Raw genomic sequence first — 15,392 nt, 5'->3', positions numbered from 1 at the left:
CGTTATGATTATCGCTAAATTACATAAACCTGTATTTATAATATTACTGGCTTTGTGCATCACTCCATTTATTGGCGCTGGTAGTGCCTTGGTTATGGGGGCGTTATTTGCGATTACCTTGGGTAACCCGTTTGCTGAGTTATCACAAAAGGCCAGTAAATGGATGCTAAAGTTGGCGGTTGTGGGGTTGGGGTTTGCTGTTGATTTTAATCAGGTAATTGAGGTTGGTCGCAGCTCTTTAGTGTTAACAATTGTCAGTATTACTGCCATAATTGGGCTTGGCGAAATTTTAACTCAAGTGTTTAAACTTAATCGTAACACAGGCGTGTTAATTTCCTTTGGAACCGCTATTTGTGGTGGTAGCGCTATTGCGGCCATGGCACCGGTTATAAAAGCCAAAGATCATGAAGTGGCTGTGGCGCTGGGTATCGTATTTTTACTCAATGGTGTAGGGTTATTATTATTCCCTGCAATTGGGCATTATTTTGAACTAACCCAAGAGCAGTTTGGATTATGGGCTGCACTTGCAATTCATGATACCAGTAGCGTGGTAGGTGCATCGGCTACTTATGGTGCAGTGGCACTGAGCATAGCAACAACAGTGAAGCTTACTCGTGCTATGTGGATTATTCCATACACTACGCTTGCGGGTGTGTTTATGCGCTCAGATGAAAAGGCGAGTATTCCATTATTTATTGTAGGCTTTTTATTAGCCGCATTAATTAATACCTATGTGCCGTCGCTTTCATCTTATTGGGAGTTGATAAACATTGCAGCGAAGCAAATACTAGTGATGACACTGTTTTTAATTGGCAGTGGTTTGTCGTTATCGGTGCTAAAGCAAGCGGGAATTAAACCGTTTTTAATGGCTGTGATTCTTTGGATCGTGGTTAGCAGTGTTATTTTATTATTAATTATAGATGGATTCATATAATGAGACATGATCTCGGTATTAAAATTATTGGTGGCTTTTTATTGTCACTGGTTTCAGCAAGCTATGTTCACGCAGAGTCATTACGGGTCGCAACGTTTAATGTCAGTATGGATGCAACCAATTACACCGCTAAAAATGAAAAAGTAAAAAGCGATGCCTTAGTTAACGCGCTGCGCTCTGACCACCAGCAAATTAAAAATATTGCTGAAATAATTCAACGCGTTCGTCCAGATGTGGTGCTTTTAAATGAATTTGACTACGTCCCTAAATCACAAGGGATAGAATACTTTAAAACCCATTACTTAAATGTAGGGCAAAATGATCAAGCGGCTATCGATTATCCTTATGTTTACATTGCACCAGTTAACACAGGCTTAGCCACAGAGTTTGATTTAGACAACGATGGCAAAAAAAATGGTGTGATGGGTGATGCGCAAGGTTTTGGATTTTTTGAAGGCCACTACGCAATGGCGTTTTTGTCTCGTTACCCCATTGATTTTGACAACATCAGAACCCTGCAAACGTTTAAGCACAAAGATTTACCGAATGTGAAAATGCCGGTAGATCCAAAAACCAATACAAATTGGTATAACGAAGAAGAATGGAATGCTTTACGTTTAAGCTCTAAATCGTTTTGGGATATACCGGTAAAAGTAAATGATAAAGTAGTTCACATGTTAGCCTCGCATCCTACGCCGCCTGTGTTTGATGGTGATGAAGACAGAAACGGCATTCGTAATCATGATGAAATTAGATTAATTGCTGATTACGTTAATAACGAAAGTTACCTGTATGACGATAACGGTAAAAAGGGCGGCCTTGCAGCAAAATCACGCTTTGTGATTTTAGGTGACCTAAATGCCGCCCCTGAGGGCGATAAAAAGCGCACAAATACAACAGATCAGTTACTTAAAAGCCCGATGATTAATGCCGGTTTTATTCCAACCAGTGAGGGCGCTAAAGAGCAATACCCACAAGCTTATGCTAAAAATTACACTGCTAACTGGCAGGCACGCGTTGATTACGTTCTGCCTTCAAATTATGGACTAACCATTAAAGATGGTGGCGTATTTTGGCCGAAAAAACAAAGCGAATTGTACCGTTTAATCAAAGATAGAAACGCATCAAGTGACCACCGTATGGTATGGCTTGATTTAACGGTTGAATAAACGGGTTACTCACCCCGATATCAGCGTTGTTTATCTTAAATAATTGCAATTATAAAGGTGCTTCTGCTTAAATACGGTTAATTATAATAACCGTCAAGAAGCACTATGATTTTTAAATTTTCATCTTCTAAAACACTTGTTGCAATGGCTGTTGCGTCAAGTGTTATGTTAGCGGGCTGTACAGCAACCGCCACAACTTCTAATGACTCAGCTATTCAAACAAATACCAAGGTTGCAAGTGTTGTTAACACACCTGCAGACATGGGTGTCTCAAAAATTACGCTTGAACAAGCGATGGCTCACCCTGATTGGATTGGACGCCAGCCGCAAAGTGCATTTTGGAGTGCTGACTCAAGTACCGTTATTTACGCGCGTAAACAACAAGGTAGTGAGCTAAGAGATATATTCACTCAAGCTGTAAACGCTCAAACAGCAGAGCAAGTGGCTTTAAATCAGCTTCACAGCGTAGGCTCAAGTAAAGCTGTTTTTTCTAACGATAAATCACTTCAAGCTTATGTGTTTGAAGGCAACATATTTATTAAAAACGTACAGTCAGGCGTAATTAAGCAAATTACGCAAAGCTCTGCGACCGAATCAAAACCACAATTTTTAAACGATGGTAATTTAGCGTATCGCCAAGGTAATATCTTTTTTAAAGTAGATTTAACCACAGGTTTAACCCGTGAAATTGCTAATTTAAAGCTGGCTGACAAACCACAAGGTATAAAAGAGCCAACAACTTATATTGCCAAAGAGCAATATAAGCTGATTGATTACATTGCACTGCAGCATAAAAACAAACAAGATAAGTATGCGCGAAATGAGCAAGTTAAAGCCCAAAATAGCTCAATTGCCAACACGCATTACTATTTAGGTGATGGCAACACGGTTGATGAAGCCCAGCTTTCTCCAAATGGCGACGCGTTAATTGTGGTTGTTCAAGAAAAAAGTTCATGGCGTGGTGAAGGCGATATTATGCCTAACTACATCACTGATGATGCGACTATAGAGCCTAAAAAAGTTCGCCGTCGTGTGGCTGACGCTAAAGAGCAAACTTCTGAAATTGTTTATATTAACCTTGCAGATCAAAGCCAAACTACTTTAGGGTTTAATACCTTGCCTGGTTTTGATGAAGATGTACTCGCTGAGGTTAAAAAAGAAAACTATGCCCGCGAAGGCAAAACGTATAAGTCTAAGAAACAACCGCGTGGTATTAATGTAATTTCAGACTGGGGATGGGATCAATCGCCTATCAGCTGGAACGATGATGGCAGCCAAGTGGCGATTATGCTTGAAGCATGGGATAACAAAGATCGTTGGTTGGCCACTGTTGATTTTGAAAATAACAAACTCGTATCTCAACACCGTTTACATGACGATGCGTGGATTGCGTATGCGTTTAACGACTTTGGTTGGTTAAATGATTCAACCACGCTGTATTATTTATCGGAAGAGTCGGGGTACAGTCAGCTTTATAAAAAACCTTTAAATGGCAAGGCTACGGCTTTAACACAAGGTCAGTTTGAAGTGTCTGACTTAACGCTTACTGATGACAATAGTGCTATTTATTATAAAGCGAATATTGAGCATCCGGGTCTTTACGAAATATACCGCGTTAATCCACAAACAGGTGTTAGTGAGCAAGTAACCGACTTAAACGGTATGACGGATTACACCTTAAGCCCTGATCAATCTAAGTTATTACTTAGACATTCTAAAATCACTATGCCGACTGAACTTTATGTGGCAGAGGCTAAAGCAAACACAACCGCGACTCGTTTAACCAATACGATATCTGATGCGTTTTTAGCTAAAAAACTCACAGCGCCTAAAATTGTTGCTGTGCCATCTAGTCATACAGATCAGCCCATATACGCCAAAGTCTATTATCCCGCTGATTACCAAGAGGGTGAAACAGGCAAAACCCGCAAAGCGGTTATTTTTAACCACGGTGCAGGGTACTTGCAAAATTCACACATGGGGTGGTCTGGCTACTTCCGTGAATTTATGTTCCATTCATTACTAGCAGATGAAGGTTATGTAGTAATGGATATGGATTACCGCGCATCTAAAGGCTATGGTCGTGATTGGCGAACGGCTATTTATCGCCAAATGGGAACACCTGAAACACAAGATCTAGCCGATGGCGTAAAATGGATGGCGGATAATGCCAATGTTAATACCCAAGCGGTAGGGACTTACGGTGGCTCTTATGGTGGGTTTATGACCTTCATGGCGTTATTTACCGCACCAGACTTGTTTCAATCAGGCGCAGCGCTTCGTCCAGTGACTGATTGGGCTCATTACAACACAGGTTATACGGCTAACATTTTGAATCACCCTGATGTTGACCCGATTGCCTATGAGCGTAGTTCACCTATTTATTATGCAGAAGGGCTTAAAAAGCATTTATTAATAAATGCGCCTATGGTTGATGATAATGTGTTCTTTCAAGATTCAGTGCGTTTAGTACAGCGTTTAATAGAACTTGAAAAAGAAAACTTTGAAACAGCAATCTTCCCAGTAGAACCGCATGGTTTTGTTCAGCCTTCGAGCTGGTTAGATGAATACCGTCGAATTTATAAACTGTTTAAAGAAACGCTTTAATCGACTAAAAATAAAAACGCCACTTATGTGGCGTTTTTTTAACCGTGTTTATTATCGTTTTTGATGTGTTTTACAACCAGCGGCACAGCTAATATAACCCCACCAATTGCACCAATTAAATGCGCATCAACGGCCACCGTTGATTGAATGAGTTGACCTATTTCTGCGCTTGGACCATTAACTTGCTCAAGAATAAGTTTTATCCATACACCAATAAACAAGATATAACCTGATTTTAGCCCGACGGTGACATCTTTTATGGCCCCCCACACGATCACGCCATGCAATAGCGCACTCAGCCCTGTATAAATAATGATTGTTGGACAAAACCAATAAACACCCAAGCCACACCAAAGCGCAAGGAGTGCAATATTAAAGCTGTATTGCTTAGGTGTAGTATATTCACCGTGCAATAACCAAATAAGCGCGATACCAGCACAATTTAAACCTAGGTGTACCCAGTTAGCATGTACAAATTGACTCGTAAATAAGCGCCATAGTTGGCCTTGTTCAATTAATGGGCGATTAAACTCAAGCTCATTGTTCATACCAAGCCATGCTAAGAGCGTACTTAATACAATTAAACACAAGGGGGGTAAAACATAACGCGGCTGAAGGGGTAAATTAAGCATTTAATGATCATTTTTTTATATTTATTTTTGCATATTGTGCCTGTTTAACTTTAAGATGCCAATTATCTTCCATGCAATTTAAGTTTAATCAGTAATTATGAATTTTAAGCTCAACTCTTTATTTGCTCTCTCTTTAAGTGCACTGTCTTTTCCTTTATTTGCACAGCAAGCAAGCCAAATTGAAACCCGTGAACCAGAAGCCGCCACAGGGGTAGTACAAAAGCAGTTAGTACCTGGCGATAAATACATGGTTGCGGCTGCAAATCCTTATGCCTCACAAGCGGGTAAGGCCATTTTAGCCCAAGGCGGAAGCGCCGTTGATGCCGCAATTGCCACCCAATTAGTGCTTACATTAGTTGAGCCGCAATCATCAGGCATTGGTGGTGGTACGTTTATGATGTATTACAACAAAGCTAACAATAAACTCACCAGTTTTGATGGTCGCGAAACAGCCCCCAGTAATGCCGATGAAAACCTGTTTTTAAATGAACATGGCAAAGCTGTTAAATGGATTGAAGCAGTTGTAGGTGGTCGCTCGGTGGGTGTACCAGGTATTTTACATGCGTTTGCCAGTGCCCATAAACAATATGGTAACTTGCCATGGGCAACGTTATTTAAGCCAGCTATTGCGCTAGCTGAACAAGGGTTTGAAGTATCTCCACGATTACATGGTTTACTCGTTAGGCAGTTAAACCCGGGTGTTATGAGTATGCCGGTCATAAATGAGTATTTTTTTCCCAATGGTGAAGTGATCAAAGTAGGCAGTATTAAAAAAAATCAGCCGCTTGCTAATTTATACAAAGACATTGCCTCACAAGGGATTGACGCTTTTTATAAAGGTGATAATGCAAAAGCCATGGTAAGTGCAGTGCAGAAATCAAAAATTGCACCGGGTAAATTATCTGAGCAAGATCTTGCTAACTACACCAGCAAAGAGCGCGCCCCTGTATGTATTAAATACCGCGTTTACAAAGTGTGCTCTATGGCACCACCTAGTAGTGGCGGTGTAGCGGTGCTACAAATTTTAGGCTTGCTTGAACATAAAGATATGGCCAATATTAAAGCTAATAGCGCAGAGGCTATTCATTACTTTAGCCAAGCATCGCGCATTGCGTTTGCCGATCGAAATAAATACATTGGCGATCCTGATTTTACCCAAGTCCCTACCGAGGAGTTATTAAACAAAGACTATATCGCCACCCGCGCAAAATTAATCACTGAAAAAGATCAAAAAGCATTTCCTGGTGATCCAGTTGATTACTTAAGCTACGCAAATGATGACTCTTTTGAACTTCCGTCTACGTCACATGTCTCGATTGTTGATAGCAAAGGCAATGCTGTTTCGATGACCAGCTCTATAGAAATGGCGTTTGGTTCGACGGTCATGGTTAATGGCTTCATTTTAAATAATCAGCTGACTGATTTTTCACTTTCGCCGCGTAAAAATGGCAAGTTAGTGGCTAACAGAGTAGAAGCCCATAAACGTCCGCGCAGCTCAATGTCACCCGTGATGGTATTTAATCAAGATGGGAGCTTACGTTTAGTGGTTGGCTCTCCTGGCGGTAGTCGTATTATTGATTATGTAGCGCAAGTTGTTATTGGCGTTTTAGATTGGAATTTGAACGCGCAACAAGCCATTAATTTACCGCGTACCACTAATCGCAACGACTACACCAGCATTGAAAAAGGCACTGCACTTGAAGCGGTGGTACCAAAGCTTAAAAAGCGCGGCCATGATGTGCGCGTGATTGACTTAAACTCTGGGCTGCATGCGGTAGAAGTTAAAAATAACCGTTTGTATGGCGCCGCCGATCCTCGCAGGGAAGGGATGGCATTATCGGATTTAAGTAATAATAAAGCCTCATTTAAATTCTAAAACATGTATAATCAACAGCAGGTTTGCAGCTAATGTATTACCTGCTGTTATTTATGTAACAGCTTAATAGTTAATGATTATTTGATTGAAAATAGTATGTTAACTAACGTAAAAAATTAGCAAATCTAAAAATAACTGACACTGTTGTAATCATTGCACACAGCAAACGCTGGTCTAATGCTCGTTTTAATTTTTATAAACTCACAACAGCCAGCTAACATATTCACCAAATATGAGTGGCTTTATACTAAAGTAGCGCTTGTATTTGTAAATTTTCAATGGTCTGACAAGCTTAAATGTCATTGCAATTTAGCCTTTAACAATGATAATGGCAGATCATTACTTAAGATTCAGTAAAGCTTGGAAATATGACTACAAATACCGATCCAAATTATCTTTATATTCCTTATTCTGGCCCAGGCCTAATTGAAACCCCGTTATTGAATAAAGGAAGTGCTTTTAGCCAAAAAGAACGTGAAAACTTTAATCTTGCTGGTTTACTTCCTCCTCGTTACGAAACAATAGAAGAGCAAGTTGAGCGTTGTTACCAGCAGTACTCAAGTTTTAACGACAACTTAAATAAGCACATTTATTTACGCGCCATTCAAGATAACAACGAAACGCTTTATTACCGCTTAGTGCGCGATCATATTGAAGAAATGATGCCTATTATCTACACCCCAACGGTAGGTGATGCGTGTGAAAAGTTTTCTGATATTTATCGCAGTGCCCGTGGTTTATTTATTTCCTATGAAGATCGCTTTCACATTGACGATATTTTACGTAATGCCACAAAAGGCAAAGTAAAAGTGATTGTTGTTACCGACGGTGAGCGTATTTTAGGCCTTGGCGACCAAGGTATTGGCGGTATGGGCATTCCAATTGGTAAACTTTCTTTGTATACCGCGTGTGGCGGTATTAGCCCAGCCTATACGTTACCGGTTATGCTCGATGTGGGAACCAATAACGAAAAATTATTAAACGACCCAATGTACATGGGTGCTCGCCATAAACGTATTGCACAAGACGAATACGATGAGTTTTTAGACTTATTCATTAAAGCAGTTAAACGTCGCTGGCCAAATGTGTTACTGCAGTTTGAAGATTTTGCTCAGCCTAATGCAATGCCATTATTAAAGCGTTACCGTAATGAAATTTGTAGCTTTAATGATGACATTCAAGGTACTGCGTCGGTCACTGTGGGGTCTTTATTAGCAGCATGTCGTGTTAAAGGTGCTAAATTATCAACTCAAAAAGTTGTTTTTGTAGGCGCAGGCTCTGCAGGCTGTGGTATTGCTGAACAAATTGTTAGCACTATGGTTGCTGAGGGTATTAGTGAAGCACAGGCACGTAGCCAAGTCTTTATGGTTGACCGTTTTGGCTTATTAACAGATGGTATGCAAGGCTTACGCGACTTTCAACAAATGCTTGCACAACCAACTAGCTGCCTAGCAGATTGGACTTACAGCGGCGAATACGCGTCATTATTAGATGTAATGCACTGTGCTGAACCAGATATTTTAATTGGTGTATCTGGCCAACCTGGTTTATTTACCGAACAAGTCATTCGCGCTATGCATGCTAAATGTGAATCGCCAATTATTTTCCCGTTAAGTAACCCATCTAAACAAGTAGAAGCCTACCCAGAAGATGTAATTAAATGGACCGATGGCAAAGCAATTGTTGCAACTGGCAGCCCATTCGACCCAGTTGTTTATAACGGTGTGACTTACCCAATTCCACAATGTAATAACAGTTACATATTCCCAGGTATTGGCTTAGGTGTTATTGCCGCTAAAGCGACGCGTATTACCGATGCGATGCTAATAATGTCGAGCGAAATGTTGGCTGAGTCGTCACCTTTAGCTAATACAGGTAAAGGCAGCTTACTACCGGCACTGACTGAAATTGAAACGCTTAGTAAACGTATTGCGTTTGCAGTGGCTAAAAAAGCAATTGAAGAGGGCGTAGCCCTTGAAATTTCAGACGATGCGCTGTGGGCAGCCATCGACAAAAACTACTGGTTACCAAAATATCGTAACTACAAGCGTTGCAGCATTTAATTACAGTAGAGATTAAAAAAAACAGGCTTTTGCCTGTTTTTTTATACTTGTTCATCTTTAATTAACCGCATAAGGTGTTAACTGAGGCAATCAAATTTAAAAGGATAGACTTATGAAAACGCTTTCGATTTTAACCGCCGCATTACTCAGTACATCAGCTTATGCAAGCAACGCCCCAGAAGAGCCGCATATTTATGTTAAAGGTGAAGCTTCACTAACGACGATGCCGGATCATGTTTTATTAACGGTGGGCATTACTGAAATAGATAAAGACTTAATTGCCGCAAAAAAACAAACCGACACCACTATGGCCAACGCAATTAGTTTAGTAAAAAAAATAGGCGTTGCTGATGCCGATATTAATGCTGGTCAAATCTCAATCTATCGCGATAATCAATATAACCGTGAAACGGGTAAACAAGAGTTTACTGGCTTTAAAGTATCAAGAACGCTCACTATTAAACTCTCTGCAATTAATAAATACCCTGAATTATTACAGAGCTTAGTTAATAATGGCATTAATGAAATTAGACAAACGCAATTTTTAGCTAGCAACTACGATGAGCTGCATAAAAAAGCACAAAAAATGGCAATTAAACAAGCCAAAGTCGCGGCAAAAGAGCTAAGTGACGACTTTGATGTAGAGTTAAAAGGCTTATATAGCGCGTCTATAACCCCGCTTGATATGCCATCTACACCGTACATGCGCAGTGAAAAAGTAATGATGGCAGACAGTGCACCTGGTAATTATGTCCCTGATGCCTATCATGCGGGTGAAATTACAATTAGCGCGTCAAGCTATGCAATTTATTATATAGATTAGGGTTTGATGATCTTTCAATGCCAAATAGGCGCTGCCGAGGAGCGATAGCTCTTTGCCCCTCGGCAAAATAAATAGCTCTACAGAGCTTACTCGCTAATAGGTCGGTGCTGCTCAAAACGTGCCACCAACTGCTTACCTTGTAACTCACTAATTCGCACTATTGCTTGTAGCATATTTCTAATTTCTTGTCGGTCATACTCATTACAAATGTGCTGATTAATATCATCAACAATGGCACCTAAATAATTAAACACACTGTTTCGAGCTTCAACATCCTCGTTGGCAATAAACAAAATATTTTTAAATGCTTCAATAACGTTGGTCATTACATAGGCATCTGCTTTGGCATAATTACGCAAAGGAGTGAAGTTATCGTGCAGTAATTCATCAAAACTGGTTTCATGAAAATAGAGCAAAGGGGCTTCTTCTGGTTGATAACACGCGTAGTTAATCGCATTAATCTTTAGGCGAGCAATCAATAAAATACTCAGCATATCAATAGCTTTAACCGCTGTGCCCGGATCGTTAATCCCAGGGCTCATTGCTTTTACAGCGATTTCAGAAATTTGGGTTAATCCATAACGGTAATGATCGCTAATGTATTCTTCTATATAAAAAATAAAGCAGTCTAAGATTTTCTCTATTAACTCTTCGTTTTCACAAATGTCTTTATTACACTTTAAGAACGGGTAGCCTTTAACGGTAAAGTAACCTTGCTTAACGGTAATAAAAAGTTCTATTTTTTCTTCAGCCAAAATAGCACACAGCTTATTTGTGTGAACCCCTTTGTAGTAACCCTCAGTAGTACTTTTTATTGAATGCCAATTTGAAAATTCAGGAAAGTTATCGACGGGGTTATCGCCTTGTTTGTTGATGATGTCTTGGATCTCTTGTTTGGTTTGTCTAAATAAACCATTTAATACGTTATCAACCTGAATTGCTTTTGAAATAGAGTGAATAAAAAAAACGAACAAGCCCAAAGATATCAAACCAAAAATTAATGCAAAGAGCACCCCTAATGAGGGTATTGCCGTATTTCCGTTATCTAACTTATTAATATTAATGAGCATTATAATAGAATAAATAATACTGCCTAAATAAAACCCTAATACCATTTGATGCGATTTACGGGTAATAAGCCCAGGAACGACTCTGGGTGACAAACTAGCGCTGGCCGCATTTAAAACCACCATCACCATAGAAAAACTAAATACGGTTAACGAAATAATACTGCCAGCTAAGGTGCTTAATATGGTTCGTGCGTTTTCTGCACTGTCTACTAATACAAATGAGATTAATGATTTAAATTGCTCAATAGGGGCTAAATACTCAACAGACATAGTGAGTACAGCAAAAATTAAAAACGCAACAGACAGGAGTGAGGGATAAAAGCCAATACTGTTTATTATTTCACGATAGTGATTGGTGATTTTTGTTCTTAAATACATATTATCCTTACTTATTACTATTCCAATGTATAAATTACTCTAGCATAGTTCATGATAAAACTACTGATTTACCGCTTAACTTATGTGTTATTATTGCTGAAAAATTAAATGGACTATACTGTGATCATATCTAGCTATGCGGCCTTATTGGCCCTTTATTATATTTATTTGAGTGTTAATGTTATAAAAATACGTAAAGCCGAAGGGATTTCGTTAGGTAATGGCAGTAATACCGCGCTTGAACGTTCAACCCGAGCGCATGGTAATTTTATTGAGTACGTGCCCATTAGCTTAATTTTAGTTTTTTTATTGGAGTATCAGGGGTTAGCAAGTCATTATGTGCATGCGCTAGGCGGTTTATTATTTATCAGCCGTGTTGTTCATGGTTCTGCCATTATTAACAATAATTTAAAGGCACGTGGATTGAGCATGATGATCACCTTTGCTATTGTGATAGTAAGCGCGGTGTTATTACTTTTAAGTAGATAAACGATTATGCGGTTAGCTATTGTTTTTACATGTGTTTATTTTTTCAGTTCGCTGACATCATTTGCATGGGCAATAGAAAATAATAGCAAAAACACCGTTTCTAGTTTGCATGTTGTATACCCCAAAACAATGCGCAGTGGTGAAGATGAAATATTATACCCGTTAGTACTATTAAGAACAGCTCTGCAATTCAGCGGAGAAAATTTTACATTACAACCCTCAAGTATTTCGATGCCACAGAGCCGATCGTTAAAGCAAATTCTTCATAATGATGAAATAAACGTAGCTTGGACCATGACCTCTAAACAGCGTGAGCAACAATTACTACCCGTTAGAGTGCCTATATTTAAGGGGTTATATGGGTGGCGTGTTTTGGTAACTACACAGGATAAAGTGAATACCTTATTAAACATCAATACCCTTAGCGACTTTAAAAGCATACACTTTATTCAAGGGCATGATTGGCCTGACACACAAATACTGCAGGATAACGGCTTAACTGTATCGACATCAATCGAATATAGTTCGTTATTTAATATGTTGATAAAAGGCCGAGGTGATGTATTTCCTCGTTCTGTGTTAGAGGTTGAAACTGAGCTCAATACCTTTAAAGATGAAGCCGGTGCGAACCTCACGATAGTGCCACACTTATTGTTGCAATACCCAAGTGCAATCTACTTCTTTTTTAGTAAAGAAAAGCCCGAAATAGCGCAAGCGGTTGAGAAAGGCTTAGCTATTATGCGTAAAAACGGTGAGTTTGATCGTTTGTTTAAGGCTTATCATCGCAGTGCGATTGAGCATGCAGATATAAAAAATAAAATTATCATTAAATTAAAAAACAATCAGTTACCCGCATTAACACCCCTTAATGATGCATCACTTTGGTTTTCAGAAAAAGACATTTAAAACGCCATGACACAAAAAATATTTATTATTGGTTTACCACGCACTGGGACGACTAGCGTATGTAATGCATTTTTAGATTTTGGTATACCTACTGCCCATACTGCTTACACTAACGCTTGTTTTGAAAATGCGGTGGCTATCGCAGACACACCTGTATTTAACGATTATCAAACATTAGATAAATATTACCCAGGTTCTAAATTTGTATATTTAAAGCGAGAACTTAGCGCGTGGTTGCCTTCAATAAAACAGCTTTTACTGCGTATGCATACCAATTTAACGCGTGCCGATGGCGGCTTTAATATTCATTTAAAGCGCTGTTATTTAAATACGTTTAGTGATTTTTCACTCGAAAATATTAATCAGGATGAATATTTAACTAATTGTTATAACACTCATTTTAATAGTGCTAATGCTTATTTTGCTGACCGGCCTAATGATTTTTTAGCCATTGATATAGCAAATCCCGAGAGTTTTAATAAGCTATGTGAGTTTTTAAATATTACCAGCAGCTTAGCTGGCTTTGAAAAAATGAACATGGGCGGTAAAGTCACTGCATGGAATGATATAAAGCACCCATTAAAAATTGAGTCGACGGCGAAAGGGCGGATTGATAAGTTTTTGCCTTATGAAAGTTAAATTTAAATCGCAACCAAAGATTTTTATTTTTAAATACGCTAAAATCCACGCATTATTTTATAAGTTGTATCCCTATGTTTGAATTAAAATACCACACGCCATTTGAATGGACCGAAGTTGTTTTAGCTGACTTCGAAACCTTCTTACAAGACCACGCTGCTGCTGAGAAAAAAGCATCTGGCATGGCTATGTCAATGCTTTCACATTATCCGGATAAGCGTAAATTAGTTAAAGCCATGACTGACTTAGCTCTTGAAGAGTTAATTCATTTTAAACAAGTGCTTAAACTATTAATTGAACGCGATACTAATTTGGGTGATGATAAAAAAGATCCATACATTAAACAAATTCGTGCACACTTTAGGCATGGTCGTGACGGTTTTTTAATGGACAGACTATTAGTAGGTGGGGTAATTGAGGCGAGGGGACATGAACGTTTTTCTTTAGTTGCCGAGGCACTACCTGAAGGAAAAGAAAAAGATTTTTATGTCGCAATTGCTAAATCAGAAGAAAAACATAAAAATTTATTTGTGGAACTCGCCTACGAATACTTTGATAAGCAAGAAGTTGACGAACGCTTAGACGAGTTACTAACAATAGAAGCCGAAATTTGTAAAAATATTCCTTTTACAGCGGCTCTCCATTAAAAATTACGGTATGTTGTTTTAAAAGCAACATACCAACTTTTCAAGTTATAACTGCTCCCTTCATACTAATTAAACAATCAAATAAACCCTAAGTAGATCAACTTTACTGCGCTTACTTTACACAGCCTACTCATAAACAGCTATTATGAATTATTAAAGTTTAGCTTATCGAAGGATGTGAACCGATGCAGCCAATTAAACACATTGCCGTATTAACCTCAGGGGGCGATGCGCCTGGGATGAACACCGCATTATTTGCCATAGTAAAAACCGCTCAACAACACGGAATAAAAGTGTCGGGCGTTCGAAAAGGGTTTGAGGGTTTAATTGATAATGATTTAGTGACACTTGATTTCAAAAACCTACAACAAACCATGCACTTAGGTGGTACTGTGTTAAAAACAGCGCGTAGTGAAAGATTTAGAGGTGATGCCGGTAGAAATCAAGCACTAGCCACAATTGAACATAATAATATTGACGCTTTAATTGTGATAGGTGGAGATGGCTCCTTTAGAGGGTGTTTATGGTTATCACAAATTACTGACATACCGTATATAGGCATTCCAGGCACTATTGATAATGATATTGCGGGTACAGATTACACCTTAGGGTTTGATACGGCAGTAAACACATCAATGCAATGTATTGATAATATTAGAGATACTGCAGAATCACATAATAGGGTGTTTGTTATTGAAGTAATGGGACGTGATTCTGGTTATATTGGCACTTATGCCGGTTTAACCTCTGGCGCCGATTCGATATTAATACCTGAAAGTGATGAAGACATAACTTATTTAGTGGATAAAATTAGTGATTATCACAGTGAGCATGCTTTTATTGTGGTGGTATCTGAAGGTGATGAAATTGGCGTTGAACATATATGTGAGAAAATAAGTGCCGTTAATCCCAGTATAGATTTGCGCGTAACTAAGCTAGGGCACTTACAACGCGGCGGTAATCCATCTGCAGCGGATCGTATGTTAGCAATAAGATTAGGCGTACACAGTGTTAAGGCTTTATGTGCTGGAGAAAGCGCTAAAATGGTGGGTATTTTAAATAACAAAGTATCAAATACTCCTATGCAAGATGTTGTAAAACAACATGTTATAAATGAAGAGCTGCAAGGGCTGTTATCTGTATTTTGCCGCTAACAATG

General features: G+C 39.0%; 13 protein-coding genes. 11 read left to right on the top strand and 2 right to left on the bottom strand.

Annotated elements, in window-relative coordinates; all coding sequences use genetic code 11:
* Window positions 1-4: 4 nt before the first annotated feature.
* The 3 genes from PISS_RS07725 (at window position 5) to PISS_RS07715 (ending at window position 4,710) form a co-directional block, all read left to right on the top strand.
* Window positions 5-934, top strand: a complete 930-nt coding sequence (locus PISS_RS07725; RefSeq protein ID WP_058154615.1) for a YeiH family protein — start codon at window positions 5-7, stop codon at window positions 932-934.
* Window positions 934-2,103, top strand: coding sequence for an endonuclease/exonuclease/phosphatase family protein (locus PISS_RS07720; RefSeq protein WP_033103442.1), 1,170 nt, complete (start codon window positions 934-936; stop codon window positions 2,101-2,103). The genes PISS_RS07725 and PISS_RS07720 overlap by 1 nt, the downstream gene beginning before the upstream one ends.
* Window positions 2,104-2,208: 105 nt before the next feature.
* Window positions 2,209-4,710, top strand: coding sequence for a S9 family peptidase (locus PISS_RS07715; protein ID WP_058154613.1), 2,502 nt, complete (start codon window positions 2,209-2,211; stop codon window positions 4,708-4,710).
* 38 nt (window positions 4,711-4,748) lie between these two features.
* Here PISS_RS07715 and rrtA read toward each other — a convergent pair whose 3' ends face one another.
* The gene (gene rrtA, locus PISS_RS07710; protein ID WP_058154611.1) at window positions 4,749-5,342 is read right to left on the bottom strand and encodes a rhombosortase; all 594 of its coding nucleotides are present in this window, start codon (window positions 5,340-5,342) and stop codon (window positions 4,749-4,751) included.
* A 97-nt stretch (window positions 5,343-5,439) separates the two neighbouring features.
* Here rrtA and ggt point away from each other — a divergent pair, with 97 nt between their 5' ends.
* The 3 genes from ggt to PISS_RS07690 all read left to right on the top strand — a co-directional run bounded on the left by ggt (window position 5,440) and on the right by PISS_RS07690 (window position 10,104).
* On the top strand, window positions 5,440-7,218 hold the full coding sequence (gene ggt / locus PISS_RS07705; protein ID WP_058154608.1) for a gamma-glutamyltransferase: 1,779 nt from the start codon (window positions 5,440-5,442) through the stop codon (window positions 7,216-7,218).
* Between the two features lie 368 nt (window positions 7,219-7,586).
* Entirely contained in the window at window positions 7,587-9,281 is a 1,695-nt protein-coding gene (locus PISS_RS07695) for an NAD-dependent malic enzyme (RefSeq protein WP_028835240.1), read from the top strand.
* A gap of 112 nt (window positions 9,282-9,393) precedes the next feature.
* Window positions 9,394-10,104, top strand: coding sequence for an SIMPL domain-containing protein (locus tag PISS_RS07690; protein WP_058154604.1), 711 nt, complete (start codon window positions 9,394-9,396; stop codon window positions 10,102-10,104).
* An 86-nt stretch (window positions 10,105-10,190) separates the two neighbouring features.
* Here the strand turns inward: PISS_RS07690 and PISS_RS07685 are convergent, their stop codons facing one another.
* Window positions 10,191-11,552: a DUF2254 domain-containing protein gene (locus tag PISS_RS07685; protein WP_058154602.1), complete on the bottom strand. Its 1,362-nt coding sequence runs from the start codon at window positions 11,550-11,552 to the stop codon at window positions 10,191-10,193.
* A gap of 120 nt (window positions 11,553-11,672) precedes the next feature.
* Here PISS_RS07685 and PISS_RS07680 point away from each other — a divergent pair, with 120 nt between their 5' ends.
* From PISS_RS07680 to PISS_RS07660, 5 genes are all read left to right on the top strand, one after another.
* On the top strand, window positions 11,673-12,041 hold the full coding sequence (locus PISS_RS07680) for an MAPEG family protein (RefSeq protein ID WP_058154601.1): 369 nt from the start codon (window positions 11,673-11,675) through the stop codon (window positions 12,039-12,041).
* Window positions 12,042-12,047: 6 nt separating this feature from the next.
* Window positions 12,048-12,947, top strand: a complete 900-nt coding sequence (locus PISS_RS07675; RefSeq protein ID WP_058154599.1) for a type 2 periplasmic-binding domain-containing protein — start codon at window positions 12,048-12,050, stop codon at window positions 12,945-12,947.
* Between the two features lie 6 nt (window positions 12,948-12,953).
* Window positions 12,954-13,586 (top strand): sulfotransferase, encoded by a 633-nt coding sequence (locus PISS_RS07670; protein ID WP_096040833.1) that lies wholly within the window; start codon window positions 12,954-12,956, stop codon window positions 13,584-13,586.
* Between the two features lie 74 nt (window positions 13,587-13,660).
* Window positions 13,661-14,233, top strand: coding sequence for a MiaE family protein (locus tag PISS_RS07665; RefSeq protein WP_013464932.1), 573 nt, complete (start codon window positions 13,661-13,663; stop codon window positions 14,231-14,233).
* A 185-nt stretch (window positions 14,234-14,418) separates the two neighbouring features.
* A complete protein-coding gene (locus PISS_RS07660) occupies window positions 14,419-15,387 on the top strand; it encodes an ATP-dependent 6-phosphofructokinase (protein ID WP_028835244.1) in 969 nt (322 codons plus the stop codon).
* The last annotated feature ends 5 nt before the right edge of the window (window positions 15,388-15,392 follow it).

The sequence above is a fragment of the Pseudoalteromonas issachenkonii genome (assembly GCF_002310795.1).
GTDB lineage: Bacteria > Pseudomonadota > Gammaproteobacteria > Enterobacterales > Alteromonadaceae > Pseudoalteromonas > Pseudoalteromonas tetraodonis.
The sequence above is the reverse complement of the archived record's forward strand: the minus strand, read 5'-3'. Positions and strand labels throughout refer to the sequence as shown.

What these genes read in the sequence shown, in the direction of transcription:
- PISS_RS07660 (WP_028835244.1), top strand. Translation starts at nt 14,419, where the DNA reads ATGCAGCCAATTAAACACATTGCCGTATTAACCTCAGGGGGCGATGCG.
- PISS_RS07670 (WP_096040833.1), top strand. Translation starts at nt 12,954, where the DNA reads ATGACACAAAAAATATTTATTATTGGTTTACCACGCACTGGGACGACT.
- PISS_RS07725 (WP_058154615.1), top strand. Translation starts at nt 5, where the DNA reads ATGATTATCGCTAAATTACATAAACCTGTATTTATAATATTACTGGCT.
- PISS_RS07675 (WP_058154599.1), top strand. Translation starts at nt 12,048, where the DNA reads ATGCGGTTAGCTATTGTTTTTACATGTGTTTATTTTTTCAGTTCGCTG.
- PISS_RS07665 (WP_013464932.1), top strand. Translation starts at nt 13,661, where the DNA reads ATGTTTGAATTAAAATACCACACGCCATTTGAATGGACCGAAGTTGTT.
- PISS_RS07720 (WP_033103442.1), top strand. Translation starts at nt 934, where the DNA reads ATGAGACATGATCTCGGTATTAAAATTATTGGTGGCTTTTTATTGTCA.
- PISS_RS07715 (WP_058154613.1), top strand. Translation starts at nt 2,209, where the DNA reads ATGATTTTTAAATTTTCATCTTCTAAAACACTTGTTGCAATGGCTGTT.
- PISS_RS07685 (WP_058154602.1), bottom strand. Translation starts at nt 11,552, where the DNA reads ATGTATTTAAGAACAAAAATCACCAATCACTATCGTGAAATAATAAAC.
- PISS_RS07690 (WP_058154604.1), top strand. Translation starts at nt 9,394, where the DNA reads ATGAAAACGCTTTCGATTTTAACCGCCGCATTACTCAGTACATCAGCT.
- PISS_RS07695 (WP_028835240.1), top strand. Translation starts at nt 7,587, where the DNA reads ATGACTACAAATACCGATCCAAATTATCTTTATATTCCTTATTCTGGC.
- rrtA (WP_058154611.1), bottom strand. Translation starts at nt 5,342, where the DNA reads ATGCTTAATTTACCCCTTCAGCCGCGTTATGTTTTACCCCCCTTGTGT.
- ggt (WP_058154608.1), top strand. Translation starts at nt 5,440, where the DNA reads ATGAATTTTAAGCTCAACTCTTTATTTGCTCTCTCTTTAAGTGCACTG.